Here is a 20468-nt window from a genome sequence, read left to right as displayed (position 1 = left end):
CGTTCCTGATAAATTACGCGTTGATCATTTCCACGATGGTGGCCCCGGTTTCATTCCGGTACGGTGCACGCATCACGAGATTTGATTCCCCGTCTTCGCTTTGCAATAGCACGGGTTTGGCATGGCTAAGTGTCCGGAAGCCGTATTCTCCGTGGTAGTGGCCCATGCCTGACGATCCGACACCTCCGAAGGGCAGCGCATCTACGAAGACGTGGGTCATGGCGTCGTTGACCACCAGCGCACCGGAGGAAGTCCGTGCCGCTACATACTGACGTTCTGTGAGCGTATTGCCAAAGTAATAGAGAGCGAGCGGACGCGGCCGGTCATTGACGTATGAGATGGCGTCATCAAGTGTGCGATAGGTAACGATCGGCAACATCGGTCCGAAGATTTCTTCCTGGGTTACGCGCATCGCATCCGTAGCGCCGACAATCAGCGTGGGCGCGACCTTATGAATAGCAGGGTCCGAGAGGTCTTCGCCGGCCGGGGCCAGTGATATTACCGTTGCCCCCTTGGCACGCGCGTCTTCAGCCAGCTCCAGCTGGCGCTCGAAGCCGCGCACGTTGATCATGGCCGTGTAGTCCGGGTTGTCGCGAATGGCTGGATACATCTGGGTCAGCGCGTGCCGGGCCTGCGTCACGAACGCATCTACACGATCTTCCTGGATCAATACGTAGTCCGGGGACAGGCAGATCTGTCCAGCATTGAACGTCTTGACGGTCAGGACCCGCTCTGCGACCTGCTTCAGATCGGCGTCGGAAGCGACTATAACCGGTGATTTCCCACCCAGCTCAAGCGTGACAGGAACGAGATTGTCGGACGCGGCCCGCATAACATGGTGAGCGACCTGGGTACTTCCCGTGAAGACCAGATGGTCGAACGGCTGCGCGCTGAACGAAGCGCCGGCAGCGGGTCCGCCAAGGATCGTAGTCAATTCCATCGGGTCGAAGGAGCGGGCGATGAGGTCCGCGAGCAGATCCGAGGTTTGCGGTGTCAGTTCGGACGGCTTAAGCATGGCGCGATTACCAGCGGCAAAGACACCCGCCATCGGACCGAACGCCAGCACGATGGGGAAATTCCAGGGGCTGATGATGCCTACGACGCCAAGAGGCTGATACTCGATCCAGGCGCGAGTGCCGGGAAATGGTTCGATTGTGGGTTGCGCTTTCATCCACTCCTGAAGATGATCGCGGCTATAGCGCAGCCCTTCGATGGAACCAAGGATATCGGCAATCAAGGTGTGGTAGCGGCTACGGCTGCCGTAATCGGCGCGCACCGCTTCGACGATCGCTTCGCGGTTTGTACGCAACATGTCTATTGCGCGCGTGATGCGGTCCTTGCGCAGTTCAAGGGAGGCAGGTCCTTCTTTGATATGAGCCTGCTTCATCGCTTCGAGATGGCTGCGGATTTGCTCGGGCGCCGGATTGGCGGAAAGTTTGAAATGAGACATGGTCAATATTCCAGATTGGGGAGGGACACGCGTCAGTCACGTTCAGAACAAAGCTGATCGTTACCTTTCCCGAAACACAGTTGCGGGCTCACACCAGCTCGAGCGTCCGACACCCCGAAACACAATTGTTCTGCGGTACAACTGACGGTAGATAGCGATCTCTTGCGCGAGGTCGCCATCTCCTTCGTGAAGTAACGGTCCGAATGACACAGCCGGCGCCCGCGAACGCGAACAGGGACATCTCTACCGGCAGGTTCGAAAGAGGCGGTGGCGGGCGCCTTAACGGTGTTCCGACGGACTTGACGCCTGCCCGGGCGTCGACAACTTGGGCTTCCATGGTCCGTCTCCTACACATGTATGGCCGGTGTGCTACACGCCACGGCTGATTGGTGCGACCTCAAAGAGGTGCGGCATTGATGTCGTTATGGTAGAGACGAGCGTGCAGGGCATCACGCCATTGCGTGCAGGGCAGTCGCCAATACGTGCAAAATCAACAAATCTCTCGGGTCAAGTTGGTAATGTGCGGAAATGTGCGGAAAACGCAGACGTAGCGTACATGTCGATGGCCTCGTGACCAGCCGACTTCAGCTTGGCTGTATCGGGAGATACGGCCCGTCTTTTTGAGGGTAGGTTAGAACGAGGGGAATCGGACGTGGACTGACCGGTACGTGCGTCAAGGCGCGCTGCAAGGCCTCAATCGATCAGTGCGGTCGAAAATTGCTTGCGGTACTCAGTTGGAGTCGTGCCAAACGTTCGCCGGAACAATCGCGAGAAATGGGTTGAATCTGCAAAACCAGACTCCAAGGCGATATCCGTCACGTTCTTATGGCGTTGAGCAGCGTCCTTCAACGCCCGGCAGCTTGCTTCGAGTCGATATTGCTGGATGATCTTGTACGGAGTCTGACTTTGGGATTGGAGGGCGTTGTAGAGCGTTCGTCGAGATACTTGCAACGTTTCAGCCAGCCTCTCTGTCGTGAACTCTGGATCGGCGTAGTGTGCGCGGATGTAATGCTCCGACCGTGAAAGGAGCGCCGCCGCGCGTTCCTGGGGACCCGTTGCACCGGTAACACCCACATGCCGCCGCACACCGGCCTCGATCAGGGTAAGGATAGCCTCTCCTGTGGCATCCAGATCGTCTTGGTCCTCATTAAGATCGCCATTCAGGCAAAACGTCATGGCATCCAGCGCCAGGCGCATATTCCCGCGAATCGGGGAAGCTCGTGTGAGGGCAGCGACGCTGAATGATTTTGACGCACCTAGCAAACCGGTCGGTATCGCCGCCGCAACGCATTCGTAGGGACCGGTCGAGTCGATCCGATATGGGCAGCTTGGATCGTACATGGCCCACGTACCCGCCCTCAGGGTTGTCGATCGCTCGTCTTGCCAAATTCTAGTTTGACCGCTCGTGACAAGAAGGACCTTTACGTGTCTTCCTCCTCCCGAGCTACCCACGCGAGGTAGCGCAATAATCCCATCGACGGAGAGTCTCGCGATACGAAACGCTGAGAGCTGGCGAAATCTTCCCGCGTACCTTGGAGTCCCATGCTGATCTCCATCGGGGAGAGCGAGCGACATCGGTAAGAGCCCATGAGAAGTCGCAGACTCCCATGCAGCCAGTTCCGGGTTTTCGATGACCTGAGAAGAAGGCATCCCAACGGCTCTACGCGGGCAGTCAGAATCCTGAATTGGCATAACGGCTCCTACTGAAAAATCTGGCTATGTAGTTTTGGTCCGACGCCACATACATGGCGGATGTGTCACGAAGGCTGTGGGCTAAAACCAGTGGATGAAAAAGATTACCACGACCGAGCAGTGCGCCGACCTCGATAAAAAGAGCCGATCCCGTTTGTCCGAACTCGTGCCTAGGAGTATTTTGGGTGCTTAGCGGGAAATTCAATTATCGCATGCCGGGCCCTGACGCTCATGCCATGGGCCCCACCATTTCGCTACGGCGCAGGTCGGCGTAACGGTCCTGTCCATCCGCAAGCTCAGCCGCCACGGCGGCGACGCGCTCGTCGGGCAACTTCCCGTGCCACTCCTGCCGACGGCGACGCCGAGTGGCGTGATGAAGGGCTGAAAGTCATATCCTGAAAGGAACCGGCACTCCCGTTCCCACTCCTTCTTGAGATCTCATGCGACGGTACCGCGCGACGGCCCACGGTGAACCAGCACCCGAACCGCCATCAAACCCTTTAGATTCTTACCGATTGAATATATAGTAGTAAAAATTTCCGGATCGTTGTGGGGAGCCACGGCGAGCGAGGACGTGCCCTCAACGATCGGCCCAAACGAGAGAACTGATAGTGAACATCGAGTCGCGCAACGCCATATACCACTCCATATTGGAAGTCGTGGTCATACAGACGTTAGATGACCGGTTGCAGTCGCACGGGAGCCAATACCTCGGACCCTACAATCGGATTGACCCGACACTGATCGGACGCTTGCAGATGCTACGTCCAGGCCAGTCTGTTGGGCGCAACGTGGCACTCACCCACTAATGAAACCTCAAAGTTAAACAGCAAGCAGAAAGGACGTCGCGCATGCCTGTCGGCATTACCCTACAGCACCGGCTCGACTACCATGAACGCGATTTCATTACGCATGACGAAGCAAAAACAGATAAGGAGCGGGGAATGGGGCGCAAGATTTTTGTCTCGTACAAATATAGCGACGCACTCGTCGAGAAGCTTGCGGAAGCAAAATATGAAGCCACGACGGTCCGTCACTACGTCGATGAACTGCAAGACATCCTTGATGAAGAAGATCACATCAACAAAGGTGAGGATGACGGCGAAGATCTTAGTGATTTCAAAGATGAAGCGATTGAATCCAGATTGCGGGACAAAATTTACGATAGCTCGATGACTATCGTTGTCATTTCAAAGGGAATGAAAGAATCGTTTCGTTCCGAGAGTGACCAGTGGATACCTTGGGAGATTTCCTACTCGCTTCGTGAAGCGTCCCGCAATGACCGGAAGAAACAGACGGGCGCCATGCTGGCCGTGGTGTTGCCGGATGAGACCGGCAGCTACGGCTACTACATCACCGATCAGTCTTGCCCTTCATGTAAGTGCCGTACGTTGAACACGCCGATCCTTTTCAAGATGCTTTCGCAGAACATGTTCAACGTCAAGAAGCCCGATTACAGTGGTTGTGATAAACACTCCACTGGATCGAGGGTCTACATCGGCGCTTCGTCCTACATTTACTCCGTGAAGTGGAGCGACTTCAAAAGATCGCCAAACAAGTATATCGCGGATGCATATGCGGTCCGCGATAACGTTGCCGACTACGACCTTGTAAAAAAACTTTGAATCGCAAGGGCGCATTGATTTCACTGTTAGTTCAAGTTGAAGAAATACGTTTTCTGATAAAAACAGCTACATTCGAGGGTTAGATGCATAAAGATCATGTCCGACTGGTAGAAGTGTTGTCAAAGGAACTCGAAGAGGGAAATCTTGCAATCTTTGCGGGAGCTGGCTTTTCGCGTGATGCTGGCCTCGTCGATTGGAAGACGCTGCTTAAGCCGATTGCCGACGATCTTGACCTTGACGTTGAGAAAGAGTGGGACCTGGTCACACTTGCCCAATATCACACGAACGAGAATCAGACCAATCGGGCAAAACTCAATCAACTCCTGGTAACGGAATTCTCTACAAACGTTGCACCTACGGAAAATCATCGGATTCTTGCCCGGCTCCCGATTGAAACATACTGGACCACTAACTATGACAAAGTGATCGAGACCGCGATTGAAGGAAGTGGCAAGGTTGCCGACGTGAAGTACACTGTCAAGCAGCTCGCAACGACTCGATCCAATCGTGATGCGGTTGTGTACAAAATGCATGGCGACGCTACACATGCCTCCGAGGCCGTGCTGATTCGCGACGACTATGAGCGATATCACATCGAGATGCAGCCATTCATTACGGCGTTGAGCGGCGATCTCGTATCCAAGACGTTCCTATTTGTCGGTTTCAGTTTTGCCGACCCCAACCTCGAATACATTCTCAGCCGCGTTCGTATCCATTACGGCCGCGATCAGCGGCAGCACCACTGCATCCTCCGCCGCGCGAAGCAGAACGACAACGAGAGTCGTGCTGACTTCGAATACCGGCAACGTAAAGAGCAACTGTTCGCTGGTGAATTATTGCGAGTGGGAATCAAGACGACATACGTGGATGAGTTTCCGGAAATCACCGCCATCCTCAAAGCTATCGAAGACAAACATAAAAGACGGACCATCTTCATCTCCGGCGCGGCACACGACTACTCACCCTGGGGGCAGGCTGAGTCGGAGCGGTTCGTCTACGAGCTCAGTCGAGAAATCAGTAAAGAGAAGTTTCGCGTGATTTCAGGTTTTGGACTTGGAGTTGGCAGCGCAGTTATCAGTGGTGTCCTGGAACAAACCATCATGAACGGGGGACGCCTGGATGGTGATCAGCTGGTCCTGCGTCCGTTCCCTCAAACACAGTCCGGTCACCGGTCCCTGGCAGATTTGTGGCGAGAGTATCGCGAGACGATGCTGGACCATGCCGGCATTGCGCTCTTCCTTTTTGGAAATAAGTTAGTCGATGGAGAGGTTGTCGAGTCGAACGGAATGCGACAGGAATTTGAAATCGCGCGCGGAAAGGGAATTTTTGTCATTCCAGTCGGCATCACAGGATCCATTTCCCAAAAGCTTTGGGAGGAGGTTATAGACGCGTTCGATCCGGACGTACACCCGCACGGCAAAGCAATACTCAAGCTCCTTCAGGAGCTCGGAGAAAAGGGTAAAAATCTGGACGACGCCAAACATATCACGCTGAAAATCCTAAAACTGGTCTAGGGGGGCAAATGGCAAGAAAAGTGTTCTTCAGCTTCAAATACGATGACGTGCAGCGCGCTATGAACGTTCGCAATAGCAATGTCATTGTCGGAGCCACGAAGTCCGGGTTCATCGATAAAGCTGACTTCGAAAAAGTGGAGCGTGACGGCGAAAGGGCTATCAAGGCATGGATTGACAAACAACTGGAAGGTACGACCGTCACTGTGATTCTAGTCGGTGCGAACACCAGTAAAAGCAAGTGGGTAAAGTACGAGATCGAGCAAAGCATCGCCCGAGGAAACGGCATCTTGACCATCGACATTAGCAAGATCTCAGATTTGCAAGGCAATACAACGGAATGTTGCAGTCTGAGAGTCAATGGCTACAAGCATTACCGTTGGAACGCTGATAAAGGTCGCGACAATCTCGGAGACTGGGTTGAAGCGGCGGCACTTTCCGCCGGCAAGTAAGTGATCGCACCCGAGTTGCGTTCATGGGGACTCGGGTTGTTTCCTGATCGGACGGAATGCGTGAAATTTCACGATGCTGCGGACTCGCGACAAGTGTGATCAATGGCCTTTGATCATGAGATGAGTACTTCGCCGGGCGGTGCCGACGGTTGGCGGCGGACTTCGTGTGCAAATAGCACCGCTCGAGAGGCATTTGGCTTGAGACGTGTGACAGGGTGCACGTCGCTATCCGATGTTTGAGTTGCAGACTCACAGGGACGAATAATGCGAGCAGCATGGCTTATCATAAAGGTCGCGAGGCATGCGGGTCATGGAGCCCAACGCTCTTCTGAGGATAGTAAAGGGTTGCCCCACTTCTTTGCCGGTGCATCGTCACGTTAGGATTCCCGAACATGAAAAAACACATGGCCCGGTTTCAGGTGAACTCAAGGCTCGCGCGAGTGCTTAGCCAAGAGTATGCATCGAGCGAAAAGGCTCTGAAGGAGCTTGTGGATAACGCTTGGGATGCTGACGCCGGGAATGTCACGATCTCGCTGCCGACACCCATGAGTGACGCGCCAATCATCATATTCGATGACGGCACGGGTATGACCTCGGGAGAGTTGCAGAGTCACTATCTCTCCATCGCTTCGGACCGCCGCGAGAGAAGCGGGGAGCGCACTGCTGGCAAACAGCGCCTCGTAAAGGGCCGGAAAGGCATTGGTAAGTTCGCTGGTCTAATGGCAGCCTCAGTGATGACGCTTGAAACGTACGCGAGGGGTTTGAAGACGAGTTTCACTCTGCGTCTCCATGACTTGCTGAAGGCCGATGACATCGAGCGTTTGCCTATCGATTTAGCGACACAGCCTTGTGATGCCGCCGCGCACGGGACCCGAATTACGCTAAGCGAACTAGATCAGCAACTGCAGTTTCCCAACCCGCAAAAGCTCCGTCAGGTATTGCTGCAGGAATATGGTCGGGAAGCGGGGTTCGCGATTTTCGTTGACGGCAAGTCGCTCGGGGTCGATGACGTTGCGGGAACATTCAAGGACAGCAGCATGTCCGTCGAGGGTGTGGGTGACGTAAGGCTGCGGTTTGCCATATCGGAGAACGGGTCGGTGTCGCGGCAGCCTGGAATCGTTATCCGTGTCGACGGCAAGGTTGTCGGCAAACCGTCGTTTTTTGGCCTGGACGAGCGCGATGACTTCCCGCAGAAGCTACTGAAACGTCTCTATGGTGAAATTGACGCCGACGGACTGCGAGACCATGTGACAGCCGGTTGGGATAGTTTGGTTGAGAACAGCGAGTTGTTGGCACGGGTTACGGAAACCGTTGCGCCATATATTCTTCAGGCGTTCAAAGAAACCCACGGAAGGGAAATCCAGCTGGCGCACGCGCGCCTGAAGCGCGATATCAGGGACCGGCTGGCTGCCCTTCCGGAAAATCGACGCCAGTACGCGGAAAACGCAATCAAGAAAATTTTGGACAGGTTTTATGGCGAACCATCGGAGAAGGTTGAGCCGTTCGTGTATGTGCTCCTGGAAGCGATAGAGAGGTCGGATTATGGTGTCGTCGTCCGTCATCTTGCAGAGGCGCGACAACAAGATATTGCGTCTCTCGCCGAAGCTCTCGACGAATTTGGGTTGGCGGACATGGCACATCTCGTTGATCAGGCCAAAGCCCGGCAGGAATTTCTCGACAATCTGGAAGCGCTATCGAGAGACGCCAAAACGCTTGAGGCGCAGATGCACAAAGCTATCGAGAAGAACCTTTGGATATTTGGTCCCGAGTTCTCAATTTTCAGTTCGAACAAGACGCTTCAGCGTCAGGTTGAGGATCTTCTTGGCAAGAAATTCACAGGGGAAAGGGCAAACAAGCGTCCGGACCTGCTGCTCAATGAGAACCTGAACGGAGAGTGCCTCTTGCTGGAGTTCAAAAGGCCCTCACATTCCTTGAACAGGGATGACTACACACAGGCCACGGACTACCGTCACGATCTCGCAAAGCACATGAACAAGCCGATTAATGTCTTGCTGGTAGGGGGTGACCGGTCGCCTGACTATCCGACTGCCAATCTCGAACATGGCGTGCATGCGACAACGTTCCTCGATGTTATTGGCACGGCACGGCGGCAACTCGATTGGCAATTGCGGCAACAGACGTGAGCATGAGAGTTGCGCTTATCTATGCGGCAGACGCATGCTGTCGGGGGGCTGTAGCCGGCGTCGGGCTTACACGGCTGCTGTCCTATCAGATCCTCGAAGCAAAGCACGAGGGGCGGCTCGAAGTCGTGCTTGAAAACTATGAACTACCGGCTTGGACCATCAGCCTTCGCTATGCCGGGCAGCAATTGGTGCCACGGAAACTGCGGGCGTTTCTGGATTTCGCAGCGCCACGGCTTAGAGACCGCTTGCGTGCCGAGGCGATTACATTCGAGTGCCGAGCGAGTTGACGTGCTGGACTTATCCCGTATTTTCGGACACTGGCTCCGGCAATGAAAGCCAATTATTTATGGAAGGGGGACGGCTCACAACTGCTAATGGGCAGGCTTTAGGCGAAAAAAAACCGACCGGTTCAAGGTCGGCTGAAGATTCTGGCTGCTATTCCGAGGGCCGCGCCAGAACCTGAGAGGGCCACATTATGCCGCACTAAGCCGCAAAGTGGCGCAGGACGATACGTAGCCAGAAGAGAGTGCATCGACGGGCAGCGTAAGCTGCTTATGCCATACAGCCTCCGCCTTTAGCTCCCGTCGTCCAAAGAATGAAACCGATTGATGCCACCGCCCCAAGGCTTGCTGATCAGGGGTATACCGGTGAGCAACCGGGCACTGGCCGCGTGAGTCGTGTGCCCGCGCTTCGTTCGCGCTTTGTAGCCAACTAATCAGTGGCGGCTGACAGAGTGTGTTCGCGCAGGAGTGAGGGCTCATCGAAGCGGTGTCCGCAGCAACCTGAGCAGTAGATTCTGATTCTGCGCGCTGGAAACGATGGCCTGCTGCTGCCCCGCAGTGATGGTTGAGCATCCTGGTATCGACTGCCAAAAATTCTCTGTCCTTTTGTCGACGTTGAACTGGTCGGCGATGTCCGTTGATAACGTCGCGTCCCAATCGTACGTTTGACTCGTGGCGCCGCCCGATCCTGGTTTCCCTGTGAGGACAATGCTCGCGCCTGATGGAGCAGCGACCACGCCGGAAACCGTACCGATGAGGGTGACAGAGGGAAGGCCCGGCCGCGAGTCGTCCAGGTATCCCGTGGTCCAATGAATCGTCCCCGTCTTCGGTAGTGCCTTGACGTCGAAGTTGTCGCCTTCGAAGACGATCGTCGACGTATCCTTCCCGGATGGTAATGGCGACGTCGCGCCCTTACCGAGGGTGATTCCATTGAACTCGATACTTTTAATACCGATCTGTCCGCCGTCCGCTAACGCACCCTGTACCTCACCACTCAGAAGCACTCCGGTTTTCGACGACTGTACGCTCTCCGTGGACGAGCTAAAGTCAATATGCTGTGCGTCACTGCGGCATGTCGGCGTAAAGCTGATCACAAGGGTGTCGAGAGTTGTCCGAGAAAAATTCAGCAGCGATCCACCCCCGCCGCCACCGCCACCGCCCCCACCACCGCCCCCACCACCGCCACCTGACGGACCCTTGAAGTGCACGAGCGTGAAACTTGGCCCTCCATTCAAACCCCACACCAGTGTAAAGTCGATTGTCGAGGAAAACGACACGGTGGAAGAAACCCCACCCCCACCGCCTGAGGCTCCAGCCGCTCCACCACCCTCCTTTTTCGGGGCTGCGCCCGTCGCCGCCGCCGCAGTAGCGGCAACGACTGAGTCGGAGCTGAAAAATGGAAAGAGGCCTCTCAACTGGTATTGAGTGGCCGATAGGACCGTGAACGAAGCCCGGGGAAAGTTAGGAGATGTCTCGGAGCCGGGCATGCCAGTATTGGCTGCGTATCTTGGCCCGGAGGCTCCGTAGAGATTGTACTTGCTAGTTGTTGCGATCGTCGCTAGACCATTGGCCATTACATCTCCCAGACCAAGATCACCTTCGAGGCCGAGCGGAAGGATGCCCTTCGCTCTGACGTTCATATCCGATTTATCATCGCAGAGGCTCAATGCTGTTCCATTGACGTCTTGGTCTGCTTTTAAGAGCTGATACATATCCATGACGTAAGCAACGTGAAAGTTTTTATCTTGAGTTAGATTTAACTGTCCTCCAAGAGAATATGTTCTATTAAAACTAGGCGACATGGCAGCATAAAGCGGCGTAATATACGCAAGCGACGCATTTAGGCTTTCGTTGTCCGTTACTGTCAAAGTCAGATCGATCGCCGCTACGAAGTTGTCACTTTGGAGCGTATTCCAAAGCTCGCGAGATTCCTTCGACTCAGTCGACGCGTTGAGGTGAGAGTGGACCGCCCTGTACAACTCGCACGTGACGTGGTCAATGAGCATCTGCACGGTCGGAGAATCGGGCGGTTGACCAACGTCGACGAAGTCTTTTGAACTCGCGGGCGGGAGCGCCTCAGAATGAGGCGGGGATATCTGGCATCCGTATAGCCAGAATACAAGCATTGGGAAAACTCCGAAGCGAAACCGCGCGAGATGCGATTTGAACGACTGAATTATGCGAAAAATTTTGTCGCTGGAACTGTTATTCATTTTCGTTCCCTTCGTTATATAACAACTCGGAATAATCCCCTCTCTTCCAAAACTGAGCGCCGTTGAATCGCGCCCGAACCATGCGGTACGAGCGAGGGTAAGCGTAGATCATCGCCACGTGGTTCAGCAACCGGAGATTTTTCGCATTGTTTGAACGATGTGTCGCGGCGTGGATCGTCGTCGCAAACATTCGTGACTGACAGCGTCAAGCATCACAGTCGGTCGCGTCGCCGACAACCATCTTGGCCGGCCGACCAGGATGACCGGCCGGGATGATTGTCGGTGGTTAATTACACAGATGGGACGTATTCCGTGGAGATCACGCCTGCGGCACTCGCCCTGTTAGACTGCCTGCTCAAGTAGTCCGGGCAGGCACTGTAATGGCATCCGTAAGTGAGCACGAGAAACATGGCTAACCCTATTAAATCAGTTACCTATCCTGAGTGGACAGAGCGCGCGGAAAAGGCTGGACAAGACCCGCTCGGCATGCAGGCGGCTTGCATTGCGCAGTATCAGGAGCTTGTACCCGGCATCAGTAACGTAACTTTGCGGATGCGGTATTACGGTTTTTATGCCTGGTTGGCGGATCAATATTCAAAATCGATCACAGACCCAAACCCAGACACCTGGTTACTTTTCCTTCGAAGAGGGGAGGCCTTGTACGCATTGACCGCCGCATTCGATGGCGAGGAAGGCGGCATAGCAGGGTCCTTGTGGGCCAGACGAAAGTTGAAGGCGACCGCCGGCCAGTGGGTCAAGTTTTCTGAGGATGCCCTTCCGTCAGGGAGCAAGCTGTATTTGAGGCAGAAATGGGGGGCATACGGCGCCGCCTACGGAAGTCAACTGTTTGAAACGGGCATCCTTGCAGACGCGAAGGAACACGGGGTACCCGTGCCAAGCCACGTCGTTGGCATGGCGCTGGCGAAGGAATTTGGCAATGCGCTTGGAGCAAACAAAGACCCCTTTGCGCATGCAATTCGACGTGGCAGCGTCTCCCTGACTGAGTTGCGAAAATTTGCTCGATGCTTGCCGTCGAATATCAAGTTGCGGAGCCGGGAGCAGACACTTTATAAAAAAGTCCTCTTCGACAGGTTGAAAATCGAGAACAGTTCCGGTGGTCCGCGCAAACGAACCCTCGAACTGCTGCTGCACCTGCTCCAACAAAACAAAGCTTTTCTCCGACCTCTGGAAATCCGCTGGATCCTGTATTCCGGATTTCTACCAGACGGTAAAGAGATACCGTGGGCGGAAGATGTGGTCGGCGCCCATCGGGATAAATGGTGGGCTTACCATGCTAACGACCTGTTGCATGTATGTTACGAGTGCGTTCTCAAATACCTTTTGGAGACTTTGTCCCGACATCCTGCGGGGATTGCAGCTGATGAACTGGTTGGAGAGGCCATTTCGAAAATATTTGAAGGCCATGCCTTGGGAAACATGACATGGGGGGCGTTTCTCGACGGCCTCCAGCTCACGAACGACGCTTCTGACGTTCAAAATCCGGAGTCAGAGCGCAGTATGTTGGAATTCATATTGGGGGCGTCAACATCGGTATATTCCGCAGACATTGTGTTCAAAGCGCTAAAATTGCTAGGGGCTCTAATCAAGCGAACCGGTGAGCGGCCGGACCTCGTTAATGAGGAATTTGCCGCGACTGACGTTGCGCAGACACTTAGAACAGAAAGAGATTACCTCGCGAGCAAGAATGGCGATTCTGTATTGGCAACGGTAGAGCGACTGATAACTGAGCGCATTCTTCGCCGTCATTTATGGGTTGCGGTTCGAAAATTTCGACACAACGGCGACTACACATTCCTTTTCGAAGATGATGAAGGACGCTTGCGAAAGGTCGCTGACATTGCTCCCACATTGACGAACCCACGATTGGCGACGTCCCTTGCCTTTCTTCGAGACGTCCGGCTCGTTTGCGACGACGGCTTGACCGGTGATGGCATCAAAGAGTTGGCGCACGATGAAGCTATTTGACCAGTTTTCTACGGAAGGATTTCACTCGACTATTGCGACGACGTATTGTGTCGACTTTGATGCATTTGAGACGATTGCCCTGGCACGCCTTCGCGGGGCCGGATGCACCAACAATATACTCGTGGTAGATGCGGGCATGCTTGCTATGGCGCTCGAATCAGGCTTACATCCGCCAACCCATGCTGGGCGCAAATATCTGGTCGCTCCTGTGTCATCAAATGGGGTATTCCATTCCAAAGTGATCCTGCAGCTTGGTCGAACCAAAGGTCGTCTCTTCATAACGTCGTCAAACATGACGGCAGCTGGACTCGCTGGCAATCTGGAAGTGGTTGGCGTCGTAGAATGCAGTGCCGAACCGTCGGGAGAACAAGACTTAATCCGCTCGGCATGGGAGTATTTGCTCGGCATCCTCGATCGTTCGGACACGAAACCTGACTATCAATTGCGCTGGGCGGCGGTCAGAAGCCCGTGGATAGCGACGCCCGACGACCGGGACCCGCACCCGACGATGTCTGATGGCACTGTCGCAGGTTTGTTTGCGTCAGGTGATACCCGTTCAATCATCCGGCGGTTCACGGATATGGTGGAGGGCCCTGTGAGCCGATTGGTCGTTGTCAGTCCATACTGGGACCCACGCCTCGAAGCGTTGCACACTCTCAAGCGAACAATCGAGCCAAAGAAAATTCAGTTGATCGTTGATACCAACGCGGGTCTTTTCCCAACTAAAGCAGTTAGCCGAATAAAAAATGCGAGACTTTTCAACTCTTCCGTATTGACGCGAGGTAGCGCAAGGCGTTTTGCTCATGCAAAAGTCTTCATTGCCCAAACCAAAAAATTCGATCATGTGTTATTTGGAAGCAGCAACTGCTCATTGGCGGCGCTCGGTACGCTGAACAAAAAACAGGTGAATGACGAAGCAGTCCTCTACCGTCGTCTCCCCAAGGGCTCGGCGGTTGAGGCATTGTTTCTGGACGACGTCCTCGATGCAACCGGCGCCATCGTGGACCCGGATGAGCTTGCGCCCTACGCGCCACCACAGGATAAGGCGAAAGCAAATGCCCTAGTTACGGCCGGAGTCTTCGAACTCTCACAAACCAGGCTTCGCTGGCAGCCCAAGAAGGATTTCGTTGCTACCGATGACACTACATTCGAGATCCTGAACGCGCTTAGTACAACGATCTGGCGTGGCCAAATGAGTTTGGCCCACAAAGGTGAAGCAAAACGGGAGATACTGCTTGATGACGATGCAGCATCAAAGGCTGTGTTCGGTCGCGTACTTGCGGAAGATGGGACGCGGTCGGCATTGAGCCTAATCACGGTGGTCAATGCTCTTCGGGAGGAGATTCGGGAGGGGGGCGGACGGAGTCGTGACAAGTACGCAGCCGATCTGGATGGCAGGACCGAAGAGGGGCTGTGGTTGATGAAATTGCTGGACGACCTCCACGCTCTGGATTTGAAAACCCACAGTGTGCCTGATGAGGGAAAGGGGCTTGCGAAGCGTAGTGGACGGCAATCAAAGGCGCAACCGGTGGTTGTCGGAAAGCTTAGCTACAGGAATTTCGTCGAAAAGCAATCGCTACGGACGAAGACCAAGAGTTTTTCGTCTGTAGCAGGAGACCACATAAGCCTTGGACGAGCTTTTCTCAATAGGCTTCTCGGCATTGAAACGTCAGCGATACCTGACGAGGCAGAAGACGAGGATAGTGATCTCTTTCCGATGGGTGACGAGACGGATCAGCCGGGCAACGCATTGGAACAAGGGCAAGAGTTCACCGGTGCCGCAAAAAAGGTCAAAAAGACGTCGGGTGAAGACAAGACGCGAATAAACAAAGCACGGCGCGAGAAGCGCACCCGTGATCAGATCCTTGCCGTGGGATTCGAGTTTGCACATCAGATCCGGGAAAAAGGGCGGCAGCAGATACCGCTTACCGGGGCTGACATTCTAAAGCTGCGGGCCTACCTCACAATAGTTGCAGCTAGCTCGTATTCCGGACGCGTGGACGATGACACGTCACGTGCAGAATTTCAGGTGTTCTCGAATGTCGAGGAGGTCGGCTGGCCAAAAGCGATGGGCTCAGTGTTGACCGTTTTCTTTGGTGGCGCGACGCCGGCAGTGCATCAACTTGTTCTGAGCGATGATCACGACGGGATGCCAGAAGACGTCATCGAATGCTGGGCTACTGCAATGTGGTGTATTCATGCCGCATGCGCGCGGGCTTGCGGCCTTGAGAAGAACTCGTTGCAAAATCTGCGCAGGAAAATGTTATGTAACCTCGGCGTTTTCGGCGGGAACTTCGATTACGATACGGCAAGGAAGGTTAGCACTTCGCTGACCGACCGCTTTGGTGTGCGTCTCGGTGTCGCCTTGGAAGATATCCTTTTCGATAACGAAGGAGCACAGACTCCGCAAGCCGAGGCCGCATTGTGACGCAGAATAGCTGCCAAGGAATTTGAAACAGCTAAACGACGATGAAGACGTGCCCAGCCCAAAATTCAACAAATGTCCATAGCAGCCAATACGTCCCTCAGAGCGATTCTCGCTATGATTCCGGCCAAGATTGCCGACTACAATAAGCCGGGGACACCGACGGCGTCCTATAACAGGACATACGAGAAGTATATAGCCTGTCGAAACGAAGGGATTCTAGCCGCAGGCGGCAGCCTTGCTTCATGGATTGCAACCGGAAGCGCAGCTCTCGCGATTCGGTCGCTTCTCGTTGCATTTGGCATGAATTCTCAAAAATCCGTTCTCGTTCCGGTAACTGTGCTTCAGTCCACCCTAGATACGATTGACGCCGCGACTCTCGATTGGGTCTCGAAATTATCGCTGCCGCTGATTGCGCCACCGCCCGAAATTGTTGACCTCAGTCGACGCCAGAATCTGGCGGAAATCATCAGGGATATTTACGATTTGGTCGCCGCGCCTGGCACAGTCACGAAAAGCGGCGGGTACGTCGCAGCAAGCAAAGTGTTGCATTGTCTCTTTCCAAACTTTGCCCCTATGATCGACGGACGACATAGTGGTCCTTCGTATTATCATATTGCTCGCGATACATATATGGCGCCCCTTGGGCTGGCGCGTTGGGCGGACTGGATAGGAGAAGATCCTCCAGGGGTCCCAAACCCGAGCCCATCGGGAGCGGGACGTGCATCTTGGGATTGGAGAAGATTTTTAATCGCCGTTGGCATCAACCAGCACATCTATGAACTGTGGAGAACGGATTTCGACATCAATGATACGGGATGCTTCCTTGCCCTGGATCCGGAGCCTGGTACGACAGGAATACCGAGGTTGATCGATAAGGTTCTCTGGTAATCGCTGCCGGGTTTTTGTCTGCGTCCCTGCAAGTCAATCGGTTTCCTTCGGCGTGTTCTTTGCGCTTTCCGAATTCATTCGGTGACGTTTTACGGTCTCCTTGTGTCGTTCGTCATCTTCCGCGTGCAAGTAAAGACTGGTTGTATTCCGCGAAACGTGCCCGATGTTATCGCGAATAGTCCGAAGGTCAATACCGCCGTCGGCCTGGCGTGAGCCAGCGGTGTGCCGCAACCAGTGCGCAGACGCCCGATCAAGTTCATCAGCCCGGTCAGCAAACTCAGGTCCCTTGGCCCGCAACCACAATGCGGCACCGGCAAAAACCCCTTTCATGGCATCGTGAACGGCGGAGCGCGCTAAGCAACGCGCGCGGCCTTAAATGGAATGACCAGCGGCGTTTCTTCAGACCGGATGGGGAGGGCGGGGAGGCCATTGGCAGTCCGACAGTGTCGTAGCTCCTGGATAAGCTCACCTGACACTGGGACGATACACTCCTTGTTGCCCTTAACCAATGTCTCAAGCCACCATTGATCCCGGCCATCGGCACCGAGCCGTCTGAGAAAGCTGCCCATCCGGCCGCTGGCCACTTCAGATATTCGCATGCCTCGGAGGTAGACAGGGTCGTCAACCAGCGGCAACGCGCGCGGTAAGCCCGTTGCGCGTCAGTTTCCAGCAGCAACTGTTCGACGAACAACATCACGTCCCCGGGTGAAACGGACAGACATCGCGTGACATGCGGCGCGAATCATTTCGCCCGTTGCCGCAGTAACGCCATCGGATTGCCGCGCAGGTACCGTAAGCGATCCATCAAACCCAACCTTGCCTGATATTCGGCGCAGCCGGATGCTTCGTCCTGTGCATTCCGAGACGGAGCGAACATGCAAGCGGGACTGGAATTCTGGGCACCCCACGTAGCTGCGATAGAGCAGGAGTCGGTAGCGACGGCGGTGTATGCGAAGCGGCACGGGCTGGCGCTGCACAGCCTGTATTACTGGCGGCAGAAGATAAAGACGGCTGGGGCGCAGACATCGGGCTCACCTGAGCGGAGCAGCGCATTCGTGGCGTTGACGGTGAGTGAGCCCGTTCTCGCGCAGCCCTCTGGCAGTTGCACGGTGGTGCTCGGTGCGGACGTACGCGTGGAGTTAGCGGCGCTGCCCAGCGCTGAGTGGCTGGCCGCGCTCGGACGCGCCATGCAGGGAGCGCGCTGATGCACCCGGGCTGTACCCTCACCCAGGTGTACCTGTGCCGTCATCCGGTGGACTTTCGCAAGTCGATCGATGGCCTGAGCACACTGGTCGAGCAGGAACTGGAGCTGAGTCCGTTTGGCAGCGCGCTGTATGTGTTCATCAACCGCCAGCGCAACAAACTGAAGGCGCTGTACTGGCATCGCAACGGGTTCTGCCTGTGGTACAAGCGCGCCGAGAAGGAGAAGTTCGCCTGGCCGCGCGAGGGCGCCGGGGCCACGCAGAGCGTGACGATGCAGGAGTTGCAGTGGCTGCTGGAGGGCTTCGATCTGTGGAGCAAGGGACCCCACAAGACATTGCATTTCAAATCGGTATCCTAACCAATTATGGTGTTAACATGGTGGCATGCCTGCTGCCAGAAAGACACCTTCGATCCGACTCAAGCTTGCGTTACCTGAAGTCAAGATAGCGCCGCTGCCGCCCCTGCCTGCGCAGTTACCTGACGATGTGGATGTGCTCAAGGCGTTGCTGCATGCCCAGCAGGCGGCGCATCAACAGGCGATCGATCAGAGCGTTCAGCAGGCGCTCGAGCGGGCTCACGAGCACGCGATGCGCCACATTGACCACCTGTACGAGCAGTTCGTGCTGCTGCGCCAGCGGCACTTTGGCGCGAGCACCGAACAGTCCGTGGGCCAGGCGCACCTGTTCGACGAAGCGGAGGTGCTGGCCGCCGCGAGCACCCCTGAGCAGGATCAGGCGCCCATCCCCTCGCCGGGCGACGCGGCCGCCGATGCCGGCAAGAAGAGCGCGGGCAAGCCTGCGCGCGGCAAGCGCGCGCCGCTGTCGTCCGACCTGCCGCGCGTGGACATCGTGCACGAGGTGCCGGAAGATGAGCGCCTGTGTCCATGCGGCACACCGATGGTGGAGATTGGCGAGGACGTGAGCGAACAGCTCGACATCGTGCCGATGCAGGTGCGCGTGCTGCGCCATATCCGCAAGCGCTACGGTTGCCCGGGCAGCGCACACGCGCCGGTGGTCGCCGCGTTGCCCGCTCAGCCGCTGCCCAGGAGCAACGCGAGCCCCGATCTGCTGGCAATGCTGCTCACGGTCAAATACGCCGATGGCCTGTCGCTGGCGCGCTTCGAATACGTGCTTGAGCGCGCCGGCGTCGCGGTGCCGCGTCAGACGCTCGCGCGCTGGGTGATTGGTGCTGCCGGCGTGCTGCAGCCGCTGCATAACCTGATACGCGACGAACTGTTCAACGCCTCGGTCATCCACATGGATGAGACCGTGGTGCAGGTGCTCAAGGAGCGCGACAGGTCGCCGAGCTCGCAGAGTTATATGTGGGTACAGACCGGTGGGCCGCCTGAACGGCCAGTGGTGGTGTTCGACTACGACCCCAGCCGCAGCGGCGCGGTGCCCGTGCGTCTGCTCGAAGGCTATCAGGGCTATCTGATGATCGATGGCTACGACGGCTATAACGCGCTGGCCAAGGCCGAGGGCATCGAGCACTTGGCCTGTCTGGCCCATGCGCGCCGGCGCTTCGTCGAGGCCACGCGGGTTCAGCCCAAAGGCAAGCGTGGCCGGGCCGATGAGGCGGTCGAGTTGATCGGCCGGTTGTATGGGGTCGAGCGCGAATATAAGGCGGCGACCGATGACGCACGGCATCTCGCGCGTCAGACGCGCAGCGTGCCGATCCTGGCTGAGCTCAGGGCGTGGCTGGACGCGACGTTGCCCACGGTCCCGCCGAAGACGGCGCTGGGTGAGGCGCTGGCGTACCTGCACAAGTACTGGCTGCGGCTGGTGCGCTACACCGAGCGCGGCGACCTGCCGATCGACAATAACCGCTGCGAGAATGCGATCCGCCCCTTCGTGGTTGGAAGAAAACGATGGCTATTCGCGGACACGCCAGCGGGCGCACACGCGAGTGCGGTGATCTACTCGCTCATCGAAACGGCACGCGCCAACGGTCTCGAGCCATACACCTGGTTGCGCCGGGTGATGCGTGAATTGCCAGCGGCCCAGTGCGTCGAGGCCATCGAAGCGTTGTTGCCGTGGAATCTCCATCGCCAAGATTTAACCGGCGAAATGACGCCCTGAACAGTCTGGGTTTGGTGGATCGCTTACGATGATATAGGTGTCGCCAGCGTTGAATGAGAAAAGCGGAACGCCGGCGCAGCAAGAGAGTCCACCACGCCGGCAGGTCGTTAGACCTTTCGCCAGTGGTCTGGCTTACTCTTGTCGTTCAGGTGCCGGACTCGTGCAACATGGAGCGGCTTTTCCGGATGATTCTTTTTTGCCCATGCGATCGCGTCTGCCTGAGTGTTCGCTGTGTGCAAAGGCGTGCTGCTGTGAGCCGGTTCGACGGTGAACTTTCCAGACGCGCTTTCGTTGATGAAAAGACTGTTGTTCGTCACAAATCTCTCCTTGGTTTTTTAACATTCGAAGGAATGCCTTGTTATTGCCAGACGGCCGCTGGCTTGGCGATAGTAGCAAACGGAATGGATGCGTGCTGTGCGGCGGCAATTTAAACCTCCAGACGATGTTCGCTTCACACATGGCTCGGGCAGAGTCTGAGCGCTGAATAGTCGAGCGCATTGAGACGTTGGCATCTCAC

15 protein-coding genes are annotated in these 20468 nt (G+C 55.8%); 11 read left to right on the top strand and 4 right to left on the bottom strand.

The annotated features are described in order from the left end of the window. Positions 1-13 precede the first annotated feature (13 nt). Together ACSQ36_RS25375 and ACSQ36_RS25370 are read right to left on the bottom strand one after the other, a co-directional pair. Positions 14-1450 (bottom strand): coniferyl aldehyde dehydrogenase, encoded by a 1437-nt coding sequence (locus ACSQ36_RS25375; protein WP_436184072.1) that lies wholly within the window; start codon positions 1448-1450, stop codon positions 14-16. Between the two features lie 693 nt (positions 1451-2143). Further along, positions 2144-3100: a helix-turn-helix domain-containing protein gene (locus tag ACSQ36_RS25370; protein ID WP_436184942.1), complete on the bottom strand. Its 957-nt coding sequence runs from the start codon at positions 3098-3100 to the stop codon at positions 2144-2146. A gap of 893 nt (positions 3101-3993) precedes the next feature. Here ACSQ36_RS25370 and ACSQ36_RS25365 point away from each other — a divergent pair. The 5 genes from ACSQ36_RS25365 to ACSQ36_RS25345 all read left to right on the top strand — a co-directional run bounded on the left by ACSQ36_RS25365 (position 3994) and on the right by ACSQ36_RS25345 (position 9161). Next, entirely contained in the window at positions 3994-4767 is a 774-nt protein-coding gene (locus tag ACSQ36_RS25365; protein WP_436184071.1) for a TIR domain-containing protein, read from the top strand. Positions 4768-4850: 83 nt separating this feature from the next. Then, positions 4851-6281: an SIR2 family protein gene (locus tag ACSQ36_RS25360; protein ID WP_436184070.1), complete on the top strand. Its 1431-nt coding sequence runs from the start codon at positions 4851-4853 to the stop codon at positions 6279-6281. An 8-nt stretch (positions 6282-6289) separates the two neighbouring features. Further along, complete coding sequence (locus ACSQ36_RS25355; RefSeq protein WP_436184069.1) at positions 6290-6730, top strand: TIR domain-containing protein; 441 nt, start codon at positions 6290-6292, stop codon at positions 6728-6730. A 392-nt stretch (positions 6731-7122) separates the two neighbouring features. Continuing rightward, complete coding sequence (locus ACSQ36_RS25350; RefSeq protein WP_436184068.1) at positions 7123-8874, top strand: ATP-binding protein; 1752 nt, start codon at positions 7123-7125, stop codon at positions 8872-8874. After that, positions 8871-9161, top strand: coding sequence for a hypothetical protein (locus ACSQ36_RS25345; RefSeq protein WP_436184067.1), 291 nt, complete (start codon positions 8871-8873; stop codon positions 9159-9161). Before ACSQ36_RS25350 ends, ACSQ36_RS25345 begins: the two co-directional genes overlap by 4 nt. Before the next feature lie 470 nt (positions 9162-9631). Here ACSQ36_RS25345 and ACSQ36_RS25340 read toward each other — a convergent pair whose 3' ends face one another. Beyond that, positions 9632-11368 carry a hypothetical protein gene (locus ACSQ36_RS25340; RefSeq protein ID WP_436184066.1) on the bottom strand — a complete coding sequence of 579 codons (1737 nt, stop codon included), beginning with the start codon at positions 11366-11368 and terminating at the stop codon, positions 9632-9634. A gap of 408 nt (positions 11369-11776) precedes the next feature. Between ACSQ36_RS25340 and ACSQ36_RS25335 the strand changes: the two genes are divergently transcribed. The 3 genes from ACSQ36_RS25335 to ACSQ36_RS25325 all read left to right on the top strand — a co-directional run bounded on the left by ACSQ36_RS25335 (position 11777) and on the right by ACSQ36_RS25325 (position 16670). Then, positions 11777-13354 (top strand): hypothetical protein, encoded by a 1578-nt coding sequence (locus ACSQ36_RS25335; RefSeq protein WP_436184065.1) that lies wholly within the window; start codon positions 11777-11779, stop codon positions 13352-13354. Then, positions 13341-15782 carry a hypothetical protein gene (locus tag ACSQ36_RS25330; RefSeq protein ID WP_436184064.1) on the top strand — a complete coding sequence of 814 codons (2442 nt, stop codon included), beginning with the start codon at positions 13341-13343 and terminating at the stop codon, positions 15780-15782. The genes ACSQ36_RS25335 and ACSQ36_RS25330 overlap by 14 nt, the downstream gene beginning before the upstream one ends. A gap of 114 nt (positions 15783-15896) precedes the next feature. After that, positions 15897-16670 carry a hypothetical protein gene (locus tag ACSQ36_RS25325; protein WP_436184063.1) on the top strand — a complete coding sequence of 258 codons (774 nt, stop codon included), beginning with the start codon at positions 15897-15899 and terminating at the stop codon, positions 16668-16670. A gap of 33 nt (positions 16671-16703) precedes the next feature. Here the strand turns inward: ACSQ36_RS25325 and ACSQ36_RS25320 are convergent, their stop codons facing one another. Next, positions 16704-17000 carry a tyrosine-type recombinase/integrase gene (locus tag ACSQ36_RS25320; protein WP_436184062.1) on the bottom strand — a complete coding sequence of 99 codons (297 nt, stop codon included), beginning with the start codon at positions 16998-17000 and terminating at the stop codon, positions 16704-16706. Positions 17001-17545: 545 nt separating this feature from the next. Here ACSQ36_RS25320 and tnpA point away from each other — a divergent pair. From tnpA to tnpC, 3 genes are all read left to right on the top strand, one after another. Beyond that, the gene (tnpA, locus tag ACSQ36_RS25315; protein ID WP_436184061.1) at positions 17546-17875 is read left to right on the top strand and encodes an IS66 family insertion sequence element accessory protein TnpA; all 330 of its coding nucleotides are present in this window, start codon (positions 17546-17548) and stop codon (positions 17873-17875) included. After that, positions 17875-18231: an IS66 family insertion sequence element accessory protein TnpB gene (gene tnpB, locus ACSQ36_RS25310; RefSeq protein WP_436184060.1), complete on the top strand. Its 357-nt coding sequence runs from the start codon at positions 17875-17877 to the stop codon at positions 18229-18231. The genes tnpA and tnpB overlap by 1 nt, the downstream gene beginning before the upstream one ends. 94 nt (positions 18232-18325) lie before the next feature. After that, complete coding sequence (tnpC, locus tag ACSQ36_RS25305; RefSeq protein ID WP_436184941.1) at positions 18326-19951, top strand: IS66 family transposase; 1626 nt, start codon at positions 18326-18328, stop codon at positions 19949-19951. Positions 19952-20468: the final 517 nt, after the last annotated feature.

It is taken from the genome of Caballeronia sp. LjRoot34, from assembly GCF_964253815.1.
In the GTDB taxonomy this organism is placed as follows: Bacteria; Pseudomonadota; Gammaproteobacteria; order Burkholderiales; family Burkholderiaceae; genus Caballeronia.
Note: the sequence above shows the minus strand (reverse complement) of the source record. Positions and strands in the feature narration are given on the sequence as shown.